The sequence below is a fragment of the Streptomyces sp. NPDC039480 genome, from assembly GCF_055597165.1.
Genome location: NZ_JBVITX010000009.1, coordinates 326,010 through 343,822 on the forward strand (window position 1 = coordinate 326,010; position 17,813 = coordinate 343,822).

The following is a 17,813-nucleotide window of genomic DNA, read 5'->3' on the forward strand; positions in this document are numbered from 1 at the left end:
AGGTCGAGAATGCGAGGGCAAGTCCGTTATCAATCCGAGACTTTTCCCGTCGAGGGACTTGCGACATAGGGCATCGAAAAGGGCTAATCGGCTGCTCAGGGCGGGTGTGGCCATGGTCACTCTGGGGCAGTTCGGACAAGCGGCGCCTTTACGCTTTCAGGCATGCCGAACGCGATACTGAGCCAGCCGGATGACTACCTTGCGTTTTGGAGCGAGTACCATCTGTGCACATTGACCACTCTGCGTCCCGATGGCCGCCCGCACGTTGTGCCCGTCGGCGTGACGGTTGATGCCGCCGCTGGGGTGGCGCGAGTTATCACTCGCAAATCTAGCCGGAAGGTCGCTAACGTCCTTGCAGGCGGTAGTGCGGCCCGAGTTGCGGTGTGCCAAGTGGACGGCGGCCGGTGGGCAACTCTCGAAGGAGTGGCCGAAGTCTGCACGGACGCCGCAGCAGTCGAGGACGCCGTCGCCCGTTACGGAGAGCGATACGGGCGCACGCCGGCACCCGATCCAGAGCGGGTGGTCATCCGGATCTCGATCGAGAGGGCGATGGGGCAGACCCTCGCTCCGCGCAGCCGGGCGGCCTCAAGCGCTGCGGCATAGAACGACCGTGCACACGGACGGGGAGATAGCTCCCTTTCCGCCCCTCTATGGCGATGCGCCGTAGGGCTTGCCCCGAGATCATCTGACTGCCCGGCCGACTCGCCCCGCGGAACAGCCGGGGGCACGCTGGGAGGCGTGACCAACGCACCGATTGTCGTGCACCGGCCCACCAGTGCGGGTGGTCGGAGGGTCACCGTGCACGGGAACGGCCGGGACGAGGTCCTTGGCGTCGCCTACAGCGACCGCGACCTGGTCGTGTTCCTCGAAGGCGCTGGCATCGCCGACCCTGAGACCGTTTTGGACGATCGACGGTGGGTGGAGTGGCGCGGCAGCCCAGCTCACGACTTCAGCGCCGAACGCGCCTGATCGTCGGCGCTCCTCGTCGCCCGCGCCCTAACCTGACGGTGCAGCGGTCGCGAACGGCCTGCGCGGAGGTAGGGACCGGACGGGGCAACGGATGGCGCTTTCGACGGGAACTGACGTCGGCGAGAGGGCCGCGTTTCACGCCCAGGGGCTTTGCACCTGCGAGGATATCCTGAGAGTGCCTAACTCCCATGTGCAGCAAGGGGATGGGCAGGTTGGGAGGCGGACCAGATTCCCTTCGGCAACGACCCGCAGGCCCGTGCTGACACGTCAGCACGGGAGCCTGATCGAGGGGGATGGAGCAGGACGCAGGAGGATGGAAACGGGGCTTAATGTCCGATTCTCCGGCGTTTCCGCAGGTCAGGAAGGTAACAATTTCGGGTTCGACTCCCCTAGGCTCCACATCCGAAAAGCCCCTCTGACCTGTGGAAACACTGGTCAGAGGGGCTTTTTGCGTACGGGGTGGGGCGGGTCGGGGTGGGCGTCAGGCCGGGTGGCCGGCGGTGATGTCGCTCGCGTCGTCCAGGGCGAACGGGGGCGGCGGCTGTTCGTCGGTGTCGGCCGTGGTGCGGGCGGCGATCGGGTCGAGTACGAAAGCGACGTGGTCGCCCCCGTCGAATCGGTCGTGGACACGTCCGACGAACCAGGCGAGGGCGTCGGACAGGATCACGGTCCCTTCCGGTCCCTCGTGCCAGTCCAGGTCGGAGAACTTGTCCGTCCGGTCGCTGCAGAGGGAACCGAACCGCTCCGCGAGGTCGTGCCGGTCCCGGGACAGCAGGTGGACCGCGAGAGTGCGTGCCGACCGGGCGAGACGGTAGGTGTGGTTGGCCTTGGAGAGCCACACGGCGAAACGGGCCGGCTGAAGTGAGCACTGGCTCGCGAAGCCGACCAGGCAGCCCGCGCGCTGCCCGTCCGCCACCGCGGTGACCACGTACAAGGAAGGGTTCGTGAGCCCGGTGAAGGCCGAGATGTCCTGGTCCGTGCCCATGGTCAGGCGGTGACGCGGACGGTGGTCAGCGAGCTGTCGGCGGCGTCCGGGAGGTTCATCCCTGCTCGTACGCCCGAGCGCAGGTAGTTCAGGACGGGCTCCGTCAGGCGCTCGCCTGGCAGGACCACGGGGATCCCGGGCGGGTACGGCGTGATCATCTCTGCGGCGATGCGTCCCTTCGCCTCCTCCACGGGCACGTCCTCGAGGTGCGCGAAGTACGCGTCGCGCGGCAGCGATGCCTGTTCCATCCGCAGCTCACCGGGGTCGGGGATGTCTACCCCGGGTGCGTCGGTCAGGTCGGCGGCGTGCCGGGAAAGGTCACGCAGCGCGTCCAGGAGGCGCGCGACGGAGGACTCGTCGTCGGCGTAGGTGAGCTGGGCGCTGATCCTGCGGTGGTCGAAGAGGTGCATGTCGATGTGGTGCCGGGTGCGCAGCCAGTCGGCGGCGCGGTAACCGGTGGTCCCCAGCGCGGAGAGGTCGATCACGATGGGCAGGGGGTCGAGGTCGGCCGCCCGGCCGGGACCGCAGTAGTCCTGGGCGCCGTCGACGTGCAGGCCGTCGATGTCATTGATCGCCGCACGGGTGTCGGCGGCCAGCCGGAGGGCGTCGTCGAGGAGCCGCTCGCCCTGCTGGACCATCTGGCGGCGCCAGCCGTCAAGGCCCGCGTAGAGCAGGACGGAGGGGCTGGTGGTGCCCAGCAGGTCGGCCCGGGAAGCGAGGACGGCGGGGTCGATGAGGTCGCCCTGGAGGTGGAAGACCGAGCCCTGTTCCAGGCCGCTGCCCATCTTGTGGACGCTGGTGACGCAGATGTCGGCGCCCGCGTCCATCGCCCAGGTCGGCAGCTCGTCGTGGAAGGGCAGGTGGGCGCCCCAGGCCTCGTCGACGATGAGGGGCTTGCCGCGCCGGTGGCACACGTCGGCGATGCCGTTCAGATCGGCGGTGGAGCCGTAGGGCGTAGGGCTGGTGACCAGGGCGCCGTCGGCGTCGGGGTGGGCCTCGAAGGCTTTCTCGAACGACTCGGCCGTCGGCGGGTGGGCGAGGTGACGCTCGGGGTCCCAGGCGGGGCTCACCCAGACCGGCTCGACACCCGACAGGATCAGGCCCGCGATGACGGACTTGTGGGCGTCACGGCCGACCAGGAGACGGCGGTGCGGCGCGGTCACCGTCAGCATGGCCGCCTTGACCGACAGGGAGCTGCCGCACGTGGAGAAGTAGGTGTGCTCGGCGTGCACGGCGTCGGCCATCAACCGCTGGGCGCGCTCCAGGATCTGCTGGCGGCTCAGCCGGTCGTCGAGCCCGCCGCTGGCGAGCACGTCTCCGAGGAACACCGCTTCTCCGAGCACCTTGGTGACCCGTGGGTCCGCGCCGCGGGCCTGCTTGTGGCCGGGCGGCGTGAAGGCGAGCTCGTCGGCTTCGTGGTACCGCTCCAGGGCCTCCAGTACGGGGGCCTCGTCGTGGTTCAAGCTTTCGTTCGCAGCCATGCCAGGTGCAGTTCCCGATTCGGCGGGCACCAACCCGCGACGGCGCGGGTGGCGCGGGGCGGAGGGGGTCGGAGTGCGGCTCCGTGGCGTTGTTTCACGTGAAACACCGGCGGGGCGGGAGGCCGGACGGCCCCCGCCCCACGGCGTCTCACCGTGTACGGGGCCGCGGCGTCAGCTCCGCTTGTCCCCGTCCTTGGTGTCGGCCTCCGCCTCGGCCTGCTTGGCCTGCACCTCCGGGTCCAGGGCGGCCTGAGCGCTGCCGTCGACGGAGGTCAGCGGCGTGCTGTCAGGGACCTCCGTGGCCGCGGGCGGCTCGACCAGCCAGTCGGGGTTGGCCTGCTTGTCCCACCACTTCCAGGCGGCCACCGCGCCGCCCGCGAGGATGCCGACCACGGCGAGCCTCTTGGCGAGACGGCCTGCCCTGGCGCGACGCTGGTGCTTGCGGGCCAGGCGCTGGATCTCCTTCGCGGAGACCTGCCCGCGCAGCGCGGCGAGCGCCGCCGTGCCACGGGACGCGGCTTCGTCGCGCACGGGCTGTGCGACGGCGACCGCCTGCTCGATACGGGGCCTGGAGTAGTCGGCGGCCTGGCGGGCAGCCTTGCGGGTGCGGACGGCGGCTTCGTGCGCGGCGTGGTCGACCTTGGGCGGCACATGCGTGCGGGCCTGCTCGACGCGGGGGGCGACGTGGGCGCTGTACTGGACACGGGCTTGCTCAGCGGCCTGCTGGGCGGCAAGGGACACCTTGGGTGCGAGCCGTACGCGCGCTTCGTGGGCGTAGTGGGTGGCCCGGTCCTTGGCCGTGTCGGCGTAAGGCGCCACCGCGTCCGCGGCGTGACGCACGCTGTCCTTGGCAGAGCCGGTCGCGGCGCGCACGCTGTCGATGCGGGTCACGGGATCCTCCTCCTCGGTGGCGTATAGGTATGTCACCTTTCCACCCTTTCAGCGATCATGCCTTCCGGATCGTTCCAAGGCATGCGAGGGCGGGCATCCGGGTCACGGGAGCTGACGCCGGCCAATCTCTGTTCCGTTCAATTCGATCTAATTGGTGCAACAAGAGTTCTCGGCCGACAATGCCATGGATCGCTTCGGCGCGCGCCCAGTCGGTGGCTACTCGTCCCAATCCGGTCCGTGCGAGGATCGGGGTGTCACAGAAGACAACGGAAGGCAGATCGTGGCTGAGCAGCTTTACGCCACCCTGAAGACCAACCAGGGCGACATCGAGGTCCGGCTTCTGCCGAATCACGCGCCCAAGACGGTCAAGAACTTTGTTGAGCTCGCTCAGGGCGAGCGCAAGTGGGTTCACCCGCAGACCGGCAAGGAAACGACGGACCGTCTGTACGACGGCACGGTCTTCCACCGCGTGATCAGCGGCTTCATGATCCAGGGCGGTGACCCGCTGGGCAACGGCACGGGCGGTCCGGGTTACGAGTTCGAGGACGAGTTCCACCCCGACCTCGCCTTCGACAAGCCCTACCTGCTGGCGATGGCCAACGCCGGCCCGGGCACCAACGGCTCGCAGTTCTTCGTGACTGTCGCGCCGACGGCGTGGCTCACCCGCAAGCACACGATCTTCGGCGAGGTCACCAACGACGCCAGCAAGAAGGTCGTGGACACCATCGCGGCCGCCCAGACCAACCCGCGCACCGACCGCCCGGTCAACGACGTGGTCATCGAGTCCGTGGTCATCGAGACCCGCGACGCCTGACCCACGCGTACCGCGCGTATTCGCGAGGGAACCAAACCGCCCCGCTCATCCGTAAGGAAGGGCGGGGCGGCGCGTTGCCACATGTGCCGTCACAGTGCCTTCGTACGGAGATTGAGGGGACCCCATGGACCAGGCGCCAGGCAGCCCGCAGGAGCCACAGGGTGCGTCGGGCCTCCCCGGCTGCTACCGGCATCCGGACCGTGAGACCGGCATCAGCTGCACGCGCTGCGAGCGCCCCATCTGTCCCGAGTGCATGATCAGCGCCTCGGTCGGCTTCCAGTGCCCCGAATGCGTCCGCACCGGCTCCGGCACCGGTCACGCGCCGACGGCCACCCAGCCGCGTACGGTCGCGGGCGGCGCGGTCACCGCCGACCCGCGCCTGGTCACCAAGATCCTGGTCGGGCTGAATCTCGCCCTGTTCCTGGTGCAGCTCGCTGTCGGGGATCGCTTCACCGACCGCTTCGATCTGCTGGGGCGGGCCTTCGTGCCGGAGTTCGGCACGGTCGAGGGCGTCGCCGAGGGGCAGTGGTACCGCCTCGTGACGGCGATGTTCCTGCACAGCAGCGTCATGCACATCGCCTTCAACATGCTCAGCCTGTGGTGGATCGGCGGCCCGCTCGAAGCCGCCCTCGGCCGCGTTCGCTACCTCACGCTCTACGTGGTCTCGGGCCTCGCGGGCAGCGCGCTGACGTATCTCCTCGAAGAGCCGTTCCGGCCCTCGGTGGGGGCGTCCGGAGCGATCTTCGGTCTGTTCGGCGCGACCGCCATCCTGATGCGGCGCCTGAACTACGACATGCGGCCGGTCCTCGCTCTCCTGGCGATCAACATGGTGATCACCTTCTGGTGGCCCAACATCGCCTGGCAGGCCCACGTCGGCGGGCTCGTCGGGGGCGTCATCGTCGGTTACGCGATGGTCCACGCGCCCCGCGAGCGGCGGAGCCTCATCCAGTACGGCAGCTGTGCGCTGGTGCTCGTCGCGACGGTGGTCATGGTCCTCGTTCGGACCGCGGAGCTCACCTGACGTACCGGGTTGTCCACAGCGTGTGCCGGATCTTGTGCATGCCGTGGGGAACAACCGTGCCCCTTGTCACTGACCTGGGTTTTCCCAGGAAGGACAAGGGGCACGCGAGGAGAGAGACCCGGTGGGTCAGTCACACCGGCGTCAACCGGCTGAGGGTTATCCACAGATCTTCAGCCTTTTTCCACTCATGTGGATAGCGCTGTGGATAACTCAGGGCAGGACTTGCTTCCGGCGGGTTACTTCCACTGGGTGGAGACGCCGAAGCCGGCCGCGATGAAGCCGAAGCCGACCACGATGTTCCAGTTGCCCAGCGGGTCGATCGGCAGCTTGCCGTCCGTGACGTAGAAGACGACGATCCAGGCGAGCCCGATGAGGAACATCGCGAGCATCACCGGAGCCACCCAGCTGCGATTCGTCAGCTTGATGGTCGTCGCCTTCTTGGCGGGCGGCGGAGTGTAGTCGTCTGCCTTCTTGCGGATACGTGACTTCGGCACGAGGGTCTCTCCTGTCGATGCGCTGCGTGGCCGCGCAGGTAACTGTGGTCTGGCGCCTGGCGGGGCACTACTAAGGAGCTGAAGCCTCCCCCGGGCGTCCGTTAGCGTAGTGCTTCCAAGGCGCTGAAGGAGATAAGGGTACGTTGAGCAATTCTGCCGACCCTCACAAAGGTGCCGGTCGTCGCCCCCGATGGCGTCCGGTTCGGGTGCTTACGGGTGCTGTTTTCGCACTCGCCGGGCTGATCTTCTTCACCAGTTTCAACACGGCCAAGGGCACCAACATCCGTACCGACGCCTCCCTGCTGAAACTCTCCGACCTCATTCAGGAACGCAGCCACAAGAACGGCAAGCTCGACGAGTCCAACGGCGCCCTCCGCGACGACGTCGAATCGCTCGCCGAACGCGACGGCGGCGGCACCAAGGCGGACAGCGCCCGGCTCAAGGCGCTCGAGGAGAACGCCGGCACCAAGAAGCTCAGCGGCAAGGCGATCACCGTCACCCTCGCCGACGCCCCGCCCAACGCCACCGCCAAGCTCCCCGGCTACCCCGAGCCGCAGCCCAACGACCTGGTCATCCACCAGCAGGACCTCCAGGCCGTGGTCAACGCGCTCTGGCAGGGCGGCGCCGAAGGCATCAAGGTCATGGACCAGCGCCTGATCTCCACCAGCGCCGTGCGCTGCGTCGGCAACACCCTGATCCTCCAGGGCCGCGTCTACTCCCCGCCGTACAAGGTGACCGCCGTCGGCGACCCCGACAAGCTCAGGACCGCCCTCTCGGCGTCCCCCGAGATCCAGAACTACATGCTGTACGTCAACGCCTACGGCCTCGGCTGGAAAGTGGATGACGACGGAGCGGTGACTCTTCCCGGTTACTCGGGCACAGTGGATCTCCACCACGCGAAGCCGGTGGAATGACCGCGGGATGACTGCGGATTGACCGTGGAATAGCCGCCTCTGGGGGGTCCTGTGTCCGTGCGGGTGATGGTCAGGACGTTCAGCGAACTGTGCATCACCGTCGGCACGTTGATCGTGCTCTTTGTCGCTTACGTCCTATTTTGGACCGGCGTGAAGGCCGACAACGCCATGGACAGCCAGATCGACGAGCTGCAGGACCGGTGGGCGCAGGGTGCGGTCTCGACGGGGACGGACGAAAAGCCGACCGAGACCTCGCCGCAGGCACCCGGCCCCTACAGGAACGGCAAGGCCTTCGCCGTCATGTACATCCCGCGCTTCGGTTTCACGTGGAACAAGCCCGTGCTCCACGGCACCGGCACCGACGTCCTCAAGAAGGGCCTCGGCCACTACGCCTCCACCGCCCGCCTCGGCCAGAAGGGCAACTTCGCCGTGGCGGGCCACCGCCGCACCTACGGCGACCCCTTCAAGGACTTCCCGAAGCTGCGCCCCGGTGACGCCGTCGTCCTGACCGACGGCGCGACCTGGTTCACGTACCGCATCGACAAGAAGCCGTACAAGACGCTCCCCGGCGACATCGACGTGATCGACCCCGTGCCGCGCAAGTCCGGCTATGACGGCCCGGGCCGTTACCTCACGCTTACGACCTGTGAACCGGAGTGGGGCCACAGCCACCGGCTGATCGCCTGGGCGCATCTGGACGCGACCCAGCCCGTGGAGGCAGGGAAACCGGAGGCACTGCGCCGTTAGTCTGGTGCGGTACGGCGCGGGAGGCCGGGTCGTACGCGACGGAAGGGACGGCATGTACGGCTGGATCTGGCGGCATCTGCCGGGAAACGTATGGATGAGGGCACTGATTTCCCTGGTGCTCGTCCTCGCGGTGGTCTATGTGCTGTTCCAGTACGTCTTCCCGTGGGCGGAGCCGCTGCTGCCCTTCAACGACGTCACCGTGGACGGCCAGTGAGCACCGCCGGCGGCGCCCGCAGCCGCAGCCGCATTCTCGTGGTCGACAACTACGACAGCTTCGTCTTCAACCTCGTCCAGTACCTCTATCAGCTGGGTGCCGAGTGCGAGGTGCTGCGCAACGACGAGGTCGAGCTGCGGCACGCGCAGGACGGGTTCGACGGCGTCCTGCTGTCGCCGGGCCCCGGCACTCCGGAACAGGCGGGCGTCTGCGTCGAGATGGTGCGGCACTGCGCCGCCACAGGCGTGCCCGTCTTCGGGGTCTGCCTCGGCATGCAGTCCATGGCGGTGGCGTACGGCGGCGTGGTGGACCGCGCCCCGGAGCTCCTGCACGGCAAGACCTCGTCCGTCCGCCACGAGGGCAAGGGCGTCTTCGCGGGCCTGCCGTCCCCGTTCACGGCGACCCGCTACCACTCGTTGGCCGCCGAGCCCGCCACCGTACCGGCGGAGCTGGAGGTCACCGCGCGTACGGAGGACGGCATCATCATGGGTCTGCGCCACCGTGACCACGCCGTCGAAGGCGTGCAGTTCCATCCCGAGTCGGTCCTCACCGAGCACGGCCACCTCATGCTCGCCAACTGGCTGGCGGAGTGCGGCGACACCGGCGCCGTCGCCCGATCGAGCGGGCTCGCCCCGGTGGTGGGCAGGGCCACGGCGTGACGGCGCCGGGCCCCGAGCGCGGCTCCTCCGGAGGCTCGTATCAGCCCCCGGGGGAGCACCCGTCTCCGTGGTTCCGCAGCGCGCCCGCGGATCCCACGCCGCCCCCGTACGAGCCGGTCCGGGACGACGAGACGATCGGGCTGCGGACCGCCGACACGCGACGAATAGTGGAACCACCGGGCCCCGGCCTCCCCACAGAGGGCAGGGCCGCCCGCCGCAAGGCCGCCAAGAAGGGGGCCCCGCGCCCCGTGGAGCCCCGCCCGGGCGCACCGCTCACGCGCGTCGAGGCCCGCCGCGCGGAGCGTGCCCGCAGGCCGTCACCGGGAGCGGTGATCAGCCGGGGGCTCGGCGAGGTCTTCATCACCGTCGGCGTCCTGATGCTCCTCTTCGTGACGTACCAGCTGTGGTGGACGAACATCCGTGCCCAACAGCAGGCGGACGGCGCCAAACACGACCTCCAGGAAAGCTGGGCCAAGGGCGAGGGCAAGCCCGGCACCTTTGAACCGGGGCAGGGCTTCGCGCTGCTGCACATTCCGCGGCTCGACGTCGTCGTGCCGGTCGCCGAGGGCATCGACAAGCAGAAGGTCCTCGACCGCGGCATGGTCGGGCACTACAACGAGGGCGCGACCAAGACCGCGATGCCGGACGCCAAGACGGGCAACTTCGCGGTGGCCGGCCACCGCAACACGCACGGTGAGCCGTTCCGCTACATCAACCGGCTCGAGCCGGGCGACCCCATCGTCGTGGAGACGCAGGACAAGTACTTCGTCTACAAGATGGCGAGCATCCTGCCGCAGACCGTGCCCAGCAACACGAGCGTGATCGGGCCCGTCCCGCCGGGTTCGGGCTTCACCAAACCCGGCCGGTACATCACACTGACCACCTGTACCCCGGAATTCACGAGTAAGTATCGAATGATCGTCTGGGGCAAGATGGTCGAGGAACGGCCGCGCGACAAGGGAAAACCGAGCGCGCTCGTGAACTAGAACGGTGAGAACGGGGCAGATCCAGTGGCAGCCACGACCGACGACGAGAAGCAGGCCGAGGCGCCGGCCTCCTCTCCCGCTCCCGCACCACGGCGGCGCGGCCGCGGCCCGATCGCCACGGCGGTCAGCGTCTTCGGCGAACTCCTCATCACCGCGGGCCTCGTGCTCGGCCTGTTCGTCGCCTACTCGCTCTGGTGGACGAACGTCATTGCGGACCGCGAGGCGCACCGGCAGGGCAACCAGGTGCGCGACCACTGGGCGGAGGGCCGTGGTCCGGGTGGCCTCGACACCAAGGACGGCATCGGCTTCCTCCACGTACCCGCGATGGGCGATGGTGAGATCCTCGTCAAGGCGGGCACCGACAGCAAGCTGCTCAACGACGGCATCGCGGGTTACTACAAGAAGCCGGTCAAGTCGGCCCTTCCCCAGGACAAGAAGGGCAACTTCTCGCTGGCCGCGCACCGCGACGGCCACGGCGCGAAGTTCCACAAGATCGACAAGATCAAGAAGGGCGACGCGATCGTCTTCGAGTCCCGGGACAAGTGGTACGTCTACAAGGTGTACGCGACGCTGCCCGAGACCTCGAAGTACAACGTGAAGGTCCTCGACCCGATCCCGAAGGAGTCGGGTCGGAAGAAGGCGGGCCGCTACATCACGCTGACGACCTGCACGCCGGTGTACACGTCACGCCATCGGTACGTCGTGTGGGGCGAGTTGGAGCGGGTCGAGAAGGTCGACAGCAAGCGGACGCCGCCGGCGGAGCTGAAGTAGCCCCGTCCCGCGCAGACGCAGAATCCCTCCCGCGCACACGAAGGAGCCCCGGTACCGCTGATCGGTACCGGGGCTCCTTCGTACTGCTTCTCGGCTCAGCCGGGGTCAGTCCCTGAAGGGATCGCCCCACTCGTCCCGCTGGCCACGGTGGTCGCGGTTGTCCCGGTCGGACATGCCGCCGATGATGTCGCCGAACCCACCGTCCCCGCCGCCGTTGTCACCGTTTCCGTTGCCTCCGCCGCCGCCCGCGGTGGTCAGGTTGACCGCGGTGCCCGGCTCCGCCTTCTCACCGGCGTTCGGCGTGGAGAGGACCACGAGGGCGTCGTCGTCCTGCGGCCCCGTGATGGAGCCGACCGTCAGCCCCGCGTCCTCGATGGCCTTGCGGGCGTCCTTCAGCTTCTGGCCGGTCAGGGGCGGCACGGTGGCCTCCTCGGCCTCCTTGGCGACCTGGACGTTGACCGTGGAGCCGGGCTCGGCCTGCGTGCCGGCGGCGGGCGTGGTCTTGATGACCTTGCCCTCGTCGACGTCCTCACTGGCGACGTCCAGGCGGGCGGCCGTGAAGCCGCTCTCCTTGATCCGCTTCTCGGCTTCCGAGTAGTCGAGGCCGGTCACGTCGGGGACGCTGACCAGCTTCTTCTCCTGGGCGACGGTGAGCGTGATGGTCTCGCTCTTCTCCGCCTTGCTGTCGCCCTTCGGGTCCTGGCCGATGACCGTGCCTGCGGACCGCTCGGACTCCTGCAGTTCCCTCTTGACGTTCGTGAAGCCCTTGCCCTCGAGCTGGCTCTTGGCTTCTTCGTAGCTCAGGCCCTGGACGTCCGGAACGATGATCTTCGGCGTGCCCGTCGAGACGGTCACCGTGATGGTGTCGCCCTTCTTGACGTCGGCGTTCACCCCCGGGTCCTGCGAACAGATCTCACCCTTCGGGTACTTCGCGCACGCCTTGCGGTCGCCGACCTCCAACTCGAGGCCGACGTTCTTCGCGGACCGCTTCGCCTCGGCCTCGGTCTCGCCGATGAGCTTCGGGGCCTTGATGGTCCCGTCGCCGCCGCCGTCCCCGCCGAACGTGTACTTGCCGATGAGGATCGCGCCGACCAGGACCAGGATGCCGGCGATGACGAGCAGCCACGTCGACGTGTTGCTCTTCTTCTGGCGGCGGCCGCGGCCCTCGTCGTAGCCGTCGTCCGGGTTGACCGGCGGCATCATCGACGTCTGGCCGCCGCCGTTCTGCGGGCGGAGCATCGCGGTCTGCTGGTCGGCTCCGTAGCCGTCGGCCCCGCCGTAGCCGACCGCGCCCATGGCGGCGGTGGCCGCGACGGGCTGGCCGTCGAGGCAGGCCTCGATGTCGGCGCGCATCTCGTCGGCCGACTGGTAGCGGTAGTCCGGGTCCTTCGTGAGCGCCTTGAGGACGATCGCGTCCATCTCGGGCGTGATCTCGTTGTCGAAGACGCTCGGGGCCTGCGGCTCCTCCCGCACGTGCTGATAGGCCACCGCGACCGGGGAGTCGCCCACGAAGGGCGGCCGGACCGTGAGCAGCTCGTAGAGGAGACAGCCGGTGGAGTAGAGGTCCGAACGGGCGTCGACCTGCTCGCCCTTGGCCTGCTCCGGCGAGAGGTACTGGGCCGTGCCGATGACCGCGGCGGTCTGCGTCATGGTCATGCCGGACTCGCCCATGGCGCGGGCGATGCCGAAGTCCATGACCTTGACCTGGCCGTTGCGCGTCAGCATGACGTTCGCCGGCTTGATGTCGCGGTGCACGATGCCGTTGCGGTGCGAGTACTCCAGGGCCTGGAGGATGCCGATCGTCATCTCCATGGCCCGCTCGGGCAGCAGCTTGCGGCCGGAGTGCAGGAGCTCGCGCAGGGTGGAACCGTCGACGTACTCCATCACGATGTACGGGATGGAGACCCCGTCCACGTAGTCCTCGCCGGTGTCGTAGACCGCGACGATCGCCGGGTGGTTGAGCGAGGCGGCAGACTGGGCCTCACGGCGGAACCGGGCCTGGAACGACGGGTCGCGGGCGAGGTCGACTCGCAGCGTCTTCACCGCCACGGTGCGACCGAGGCGGGTGTCGTGCGCGAGGTAGACCTCCGCCATCCCACCACGGCCGAGCACCTGGCCCAGCTCGTACCGGCCGCCGAGGCGACGCGGCTCTTCCATAGCTATTCCAGCCCTCTCCGTCGGTCCCGACCGCACCGTTGTGTGGTCCGGCGGTGTGCTGTCCGGGCATACGGTACCCGGCTCCACTTGCGTGACCCGGCCGCGACCGTCACCCGATACCGGACCGGTACCGCAACGTGCACCGATGTGGAGGGGTCGTGACGGGGGTCACTTCTTGCTGTCGATGACTGCCTTCATCACGTCCTTGGCGATGGGCGCCGCGAGGCCACCACCGGAGATGTCTCCGCGGTCGGCATCGCTGTCCTCGACCACCACGGCGACGGCGACCGGCGAACCGGAGTCCGTCTTCGCGTACGAGATGAACCAGGCGTACGGGTTCTCGCTGTTGGCGACGCCGTGCTGCGCCGTACCCGTCTTGCCTCCGACAGTGACGCCGGGGATCTGCGCCTTGGTTCCGGTGCCCGTCTTGACGACCGTCTCCATCATTTCCTGGAGCTTCTGGGCGTTCTCCTTCGAGAGCGGCTCGCTCATCTCCTTGGGCGAGTGCTTCTCGATGACGTCGAGGTTGCGCGCCTGCAGCTCGCTGACCATGTACGGCTCCATGAGGGTGCCGTCGTTGGCGATCGCCGCGGTGACCATGGCCATCTGCAAAGGCGTCGTGGCCGTCTCGAACTGGCCGATGGAGGACAGCGCGGTCTGCGGCTTGTCCATCTCCTCGGGGAAGTTGGAGGCGTTCGACCGGACCGGGACGAACTGCTCGGAGTTGAAGCCGAACTTCTTGGCCGTCTCCAGCATCTTGTCCTTGCCGAGATCGGAACCGATCTTGCCGAAGACGGTGTTGCAGGAGATGCGCAGCGCCTCACGCAGCGAGACGTTCTTGCAGGGGATGTTGTTCTCGTTCTTCAGCGGGGTCGTGGTGTTCGGCATCGTCCACGGCAGCGGCGAGTCCGTCTTCTCGTCGATGCCGTCGTACAGGCCGTGCTCCAGGGCGGCCGCCGCCGTGACCACCTTGAAGGTGGAGCCGGGCGGGTAGGTCTCGCGCAGCGCGCGGTTGACCAGCGGCTTGTCCTTGTCCTTGTCGAGGCTGATGAACTTCTTGGCCTCTTCGTTGGTGTTGCCCGCGAAGTCACCCGGGTCGTACGAGGGCGTGGAGGCCAGCGCCAGGATCGCGCCCGTCGACGGGTCGATCGCGGCGACGGCGCCCTTGCCACGGCCCTTCAGACCGTCGTACGCGGCCTTCTGCGCGGCGGAGTTGAGGGTCGTGACGACATTGCCGCCCTCCTTCTTCTCGCCGGTCAGCATGTCGAGCGTGCGGCGGAAGAAGAGCCGGTCGTCGTTGCCGGTGAGGATGCCGTCGTCGATGCTCTCCAGCTGGCTGGCGCCGATGCGCTGCGAGGAGTAACCGGTGACGGGGGCCCACATGGGCCCGTCCTTCCAGGTGCGCTTGTACTTCAGGTCACTGTCGGGAGTGGCCTTGGAGCCGGTGATGGGCTTGCCGTCGACGATGATGTCGCCGCGCGGCTGGGAGTAGCGCTCGATGGTGACGCGGCGGTTCTTCTCATGCTTGGCCAGCGAATCGGCCTGGACGTACTGGAGCCAGTTGTCCCGGGCGAGCAGGGCGAGGATGAGCAGCCCGCAGAAGATCGCGATCCGGCGCAGGGGCTTGTTCACGGTCGGACCACCTGGGTCATCTCGGCGTCGGGGTTCGGGGCGGGGGACGGGGCCGGGCGGCGCGCGGTGTCGCTGATCCGGATGAGGATGCCGATCAGGGCCCAGTTGGCGATCACGGACGAACCGCCGTTCGCGAGGAAGGGCATGGTCATACCGGTCAGCGGGATGAGACCCATGACACCGCCGGAGACGACGAAGACCTGGATGGCGAAGGCTCCGGAGAGGCCGATCGCGAGGAGCTTGCCGAACGGGTCGCGGGCGGCGAGCGCCGTGCGGACGCCGCGCTCCACGATCAGGCCGTAGATCAGCAGGATGGCCATGACGCCGGCCAGACCCAGCTCCTCGCCGAAGGTGGCGAGGATGAAGTCGGAGTTGGCGGCGAAGCCGATGAGGTCGGAGTTGCCCTGACCGAGGCCGGTGCCGAGGACACCGCCGGAGCCGAACGCCATCAGGGACTGGGCGATCTGATCCGTCTGCGCCAGCGTCTCGGGGGCGAACGGGTTCAGCCAGGCGTCCACGCGCTGCTGCACGTGCGGCTCGAAGGTGGCCACGCCGACCGCACCGACCGCGGACATCAGCAGACCGAACACGATCCAGCTGGTGCGCTCCGTGGCGACGTAGAGCATCACGACGAACATGCCGAAGAACAGCAGCGACGTACCGAGGTCGGTCTCGAAGACCAGGATCAGGATGGACATCGCCCAGACGACGACGATCGGGCCGAGGTCGCGTCCGCGTGGCAGGTACAGGCCCATGAAGCGGCGGCTGGCCAGGGCGAGCGCGTCACGCTTCACCATGAGATAGCCGGCGAAGAAGATGGCGATGACGATCTTCGCGAACTCACCGGGCTGGATGGAGAACCCGGCGACGCTGATCCAGATCTTGGCGCCGAACACATTCCGGCCGAGGCCGGGCACGAGCGGCAGGAGCAGCAGGAAGAGCGCGGTCACCATGGAGATGTACGTGTACCGCTGCAGGACGCGGTGGTCCTTGAGCAGCATCAGCACGCCCACGAAGAGCGCGATGCCGATGGCCGAGAACATCAGCTGCTTCGGCGCCGACGGGTTGAACGTGCCCGTGGCGAGCTTGGCCAGGCGCTGCAGTTTCTCGGACTGGTCCAGGCGCCAGATGACGACCAGACCGAGGCCGTTGAGCAGCGTGCCGAGCGGCAGCAGCAGCGGGTCGGCGTAGGCCGCGAAACGGCGGACCACGATGTGGCCGACCGCGGCGAGGAGCCCGAGCCCGAGGCCGTAGCCGAGCATGCCGGACGGCAGCTTGCCGTCGAGCGCCAGGCCTACGTTGATGTAGGCGAACAGCGGGATGACGACCGCGAACGCGAGCAGCGCGAGCTCGGTGTTGCGCCTGCTCGGCGCTCCGATCGCGCCGATCGTCGACGTGTGTGTAGTACTGCTCATGGCGTGCAGAGGCCCCCAACGGCTGCTTACTGCTTACCGCACAGCGGGACCAGCTTCTGCTCATCCTCGGAGAGGCTGGGGCCGGGTGTGGGAGTCGGTGCGGTCTTGGACTTGTTCTTGTCGGTGGTGCTGTTCTTGTCGTTCTGGTCGTTCTCGGTGATCTGGCCGGGCGTGGTCGGGTCCGGGGTCGGCGCCTTGCGCAGTCCGGTCGCGCCGCCCGCTTCACCTTCGCCGGTCTTCGCGTTGTTCTCGCGCTCGACCTCGCGGCGCTCGGCGTCCTTCTTGCAGGCGGAAGCCTGCACGCCGAGCTCCTCGATCTTGCTCTGGGCGGCGTCGAGATTGTCCTCGGGGATCGTCCCCTCGACCTGCTTGCGCTGGTACGGCGGCAGGTACTTGAGTTCGATCTCGGGGTGGTCCTTCTCGACCTTCGACAGGCTGACCCAGGCCAGGTCCTGGTCGATGCCGCGGTACAGGGCGATGTGCTCGTCCTTCGTGCCCACGTAGTACTGGGTCTGCGTCCAGCGGTAGCCGCCGTAGAGACCGCCGCCGATGACGGCGAGCGCGAGCGCTCCGTAGAGCGATCTTTTGAGCCACTTGCGGCCGCCGCCGGGCTTCACGAAGTCATCGTCGTCGTACGCCCCGAAGCTGCCCTCGGGCACGTACCCCGTGGTGTCGCCGCTGCCGGGCGGGCCGAAGCCGCCACCCTGCCCGTGAGGGGCCTGCGGCGGGACCGGGCGGCCGAGTCCGGAGGCCCGTCCCGCGGGGGTCTGCATGGCGCCGTCGTCCTGCGCCTGGAGCTGGTTCTCGGCGACCGCGCCGACGACCACGGGGGTGTCGGACAGCTGGCCCGCGAGGGTGTCACCGCTGTCGATGTCCAGGACGTCGGCGATGATCACCGTGATGTTGTCGGGGCCGCCGCCGCGCAGTGCGAGCTGGATGAGCTCCTGCACGGTCTCCTGCGGACCTTGGTAGGACGCGAGGGTGTCCTCCATGGTCTGGTGCGATACGACTCCGGAGAGACCGTCCGAGCAGATCAAATACCGGTCACCGGCGCGGACTTCCCGGATCGACAGGTCGGGCTCGACGTGGTCGCCGCTGCCCAGCGCGCGCATGAGGAGGGACCTCTGCGGGTGGGTGGTGGCCTCTTCCTCGGTGATGCGGCCCTCGTCGACGAGGCGCTGCACCCAGGTGTGGTCCTGGGTGATCTGCGTGAGGACGCCGTCCCGCAGGAGGTACGCGCGCGAGTCGCCGACGTGGACGAGACCGAGGCGCTGGCCGGTCCACAGGAGGGCGGTCAGGGTGGTCCCCATGCCCTCGAGCTGGGGGTCCTCCTCGACCATCATGCGCAGCTGGTCGTTGGCCCGCTGCACGGCGGTGCCCAGGGACGTCAGGATGTCCGAGCCCGGCACGTCGTCGTCGAGGGTGACGAGCGTCGAGATGACCTCGGAGCTCGCCACCTCGCCCGCGGCCTGGCCCCCCATGCCGTCGGCGATCGCGAGGAGACGCGGGCCGGCGTAACCGGAGTCCTCGTTCCCCTCCCGGATCATGCCTTTGTGCGATCCGGCGGCGAAGCGCAAAGACAGACTCATGCGCACCTCGCCCGTCGGCTCCGGGTACATCCGCACGGTGCCCACCCTCCGGTCGGGAGCGCGCCGGCGTCCAG

The 17,813-nt window shown here is 68.4% G+C and carries 17 protein-coding genes; 9 read left to right on the forward strand and 8 right to left on the reverse strand.

Translation table 11 applies throughout. The annotated features are described in order from the left end of the window. Positions 1 to 162: 162 nt before the first annotated feature. Positions 163 to 603, forward strand: a complete 441-nt coding sequence (locus ACZ56E_RS27735) for a pyridoxamine 5'-phosphate oxidase family protein (protein WP_471218265.1) — start codon at positions 163 to 165, stop codon at positions 601 to 603. Between the two features lie 135 nt (positions 604 to 738). Continuing rightward, the gene (locus tag ACZ56E_RS27740; RefSeq protein ID WP_471218267.1) at positions 739 to 969 is read left to right on the forward strand and encodes a hypothetical protein; all 231 of its coding nucleotides are present in this window, start codon (positions 739 to 741) and stop codon (positions 967 to 969) included. 481 nt (positions 970 to 1,450) lie between these two features. On the opposite strand, the gene ACZ56E_RS27745 is transcribed toward ACZ56E_RS27740, so the two are convergent. The 3 genes from ACZ56E_RS27745 to ACZ56E_RS27755 all read right to left on the reverse strand — a co-directional run bounded on the left by ACZ56E_RS27745 (position 1,451) and on the right by ACZ56E_RS27755 (position 4,326). Further along, on the reverse strand, positions 1,451 to 1,954 hold the full coding sequence (locus ACZ56E_RS27745; RefSeq protein ID WP_471218269.1) for a flavin reductase family protein: 504 nt from the start codon (positions 1,952 to 1,954) through the stop codon (positions 1,451 to 1,453). 2 nt (positions 1,955 to 1,956) lie between these two features. Continuing rightward, entirely contained in the window at positions 1,957 to 3,435 is a 1,479-nt protein-coding gene (locus tag ACZ56E_RS27750) for an aminotransferase class I/II-fold pyridoxal phosphate-dependent enzyme (RefSeq protein WP_471218271.1), read from the reverse strand. A 171-nt stretch (positions 3,436 to 3,606) separates the two neighbouring features. After that, on the reverse strand, positions 3,607 to 4,326 hold the full coding sequence (locus ACZ56E_RS27755) for a DUF5324 family protein (RefSeq protein ID WP_471218399.1): 720 nt from the start codon (positions 4,324 to 4,326) through the stop codon (positions 3,607 to 3,609). 280 nt (positions 4,327 to 4,606) lie between these two features. Here ACZ56E_RS27755 and ACZ56E_RS27760 point away from each other — a divergent pair, with 280 nt between their 5' ends. Both ACZ56E_RS27760 and ACZ56E_RS27765 read left to right on the forward strand, forming a co-directional pair. Continuing rightward, the gene (locus ACZ56E_RS27760) at positions 4,607 to 5,140 is read left to right on the forward strand and encodes a peptidylprolyl isomerase (protein WP_471218273.1); all 534 of its coding nucleotides are present in this window, start codon (positions 4,607 to 4,609) and stop codon (positions 5,138 to 5,140) included. A 124-nt stretch (positions 5,141 to 5,264) separates the two neighbouring features. Further along, positions 5,265 to 6,161, forward strand: coding sequence for a rhomboid family intramembrane serine protease (locus tag ACZ56E_RS27765; protein ID WP_471218275.1), 897 nt, complete (start codon positions 5,265 to 5,267; stop codon positions 6,159 to 6,161). Between the two features lie 236 nt (positions 6,162 to 6,397). On the opposite strand, the gene crgA is transcribed toward ACZ56E_RS27765, so the two are convergent. Beyond that, positions 6,398 to 6,655 (reverse strand): cell division protein CrgA, encoded by a 258-nt coding sequence (crgA, locus tag ACZ56E_RS27770; RefSeq protein WP_268772337.1) that lies wholly within the window; start codon positions 6,653 to 6,655, stop codon positions 6,398 to 6,400. Positions 6,656 to 6,798: 143 nt separating this feature from the next. Between crgA and ACZ56E_RS27775 the strand changes: the two genes are divergently transcribed. From ACZ56E_RS27775 to ACZ56E_RS27795, 5 genes are all read left to right on the forward strand, one after another. Beyond that, positions 6,799 to 7,569, forward strand: a complete 771-nt coding sequence (locus tag ACZ56E_RS27775) for a DUF881 domain-containing protein (RefSeq protein ID WP_471218278.1) — start codon at positions 6,799 to 6,801, stop codon at positions 7,567 to 7,569. Between the two features lie 57 nt (positions 7,570 to 7,626). Then, positions 7,627 to 8,316: a class E sortase gene (locus ACZ56E_RS27780; RefSeq protein WP_471218401.1), complete on the forward strand. Its 690-nt coding sequence runs from the start codon at positions 7,627 to 7,629 to the stop codon at positions 8,314 to 8,316. Positions 8,317 to 8,526: 210 nt separating this feature from the next. Further along, the gene (locus tag ACZ56E_RS27785) at positions 8,527 to 9,189 is read left to right on the forward strand and encodes an aminodeoxychorismate/anthranilate synthase component II (protein WP_471218280.1); all 663 of its coding nucleotides are present in this window, start codon (positions 8,527 to 8,529) and stop codon (positions 9,187 to 9,189) included. Further along, the gene (locus ACZ56E_RS27790; protein WP_471218283.1) at positions 9,186 to 10,175 is read left to right on the forward strand and encodes a class E sortase; all 990 of its coding nucleotides are present in this window, start codon (positions 9,186 to 9,188) and stop codon (positions 10,173 to 10,175) included. Before ACZ56E_RS27785 ends, ACZ56E_RS27790 begins: the two co-directional genes overlap by 4 nt. Before the next feature lie 24 nt (positions 10,176 to 10,199). Then, positions 10,200 to 10,946 (forward strand): class E sortase, encoded by a 747-nt coding sequence (locus tag ACZ56E_RS27795; protein ID WP_471218285.1) that lies wholly within the window; start codon positions 10,200 to 10,202, stop codon positions 10,944 to 10,946. A 105-nt stretch (positions 10,947 to 11,051) separates the two neighbouring features. Here ACZ56E_RS27795 and pknB read toward each other — a convergent pair whose 3' ends face one another. The 4 genes from pknB to ACZ56E_RS27815 form a co-directional block, all read right to left on the reverse strand. Continuing rightward, on the reverse strand, positions 11,052 to 13,103 hold the full coding sequence (gene pknB / locus ACZ56E_RS27800; protein ID WP_471218287.1) for a Stk1 family PASTA domain-containing Ser/Thr kinase: 2,052 nt from the start codon (positions 13,101 to 13,103) through the stop codon (positions 11,052 to 11,054). Between the two features lie 168 nt (positions 13,104 to 13,271). Further along, positions 13,272 to 14,735 carry a peptidoglycan D,D-transpeptidase FtsI family protein gene (locus tag ACZ56E_RS27805; protein ID WP_468607321.1) on the reverse strand — a complete coding sequence of 488 codons (1,464 nt, stop codon included), beginning with the start codon at positions 14,733 to 14,735 and terminating at the stop codon, positions 13,272 to 13,274. Next, entirely contained in the window at positions 14,732 to 16,150 is a 1,419-nt protein-coding gene (locus ACZ56E_RS27810; protein WP_471218289.1) for an FtsW/RodA/SpoVE family cell cycle protein, read from the reverse strand. Before ACZ56E_RS27810 ends, ACZ56E_RS27805 begins: the two co-directional genes overlap by 4 nt. 26 nt (positions 16,151 to 16,176) lie before the next feature. Next, positions 16,177 to 17,739: a Stp1/IreP family PP2C-type Ser/Thr phosphatase gene (locus ACZ56E_RS27815; RefSeq protein WP_468607325.1), complete on the reverse strand. Its 1,563-nt coding sequence runs from the start codon at positions 17,737 to 17,739 to the stop codon at positions 16,177 to 16,179. Positions 17,740 to 17,813: the final 74 nt, after the last annotated feature.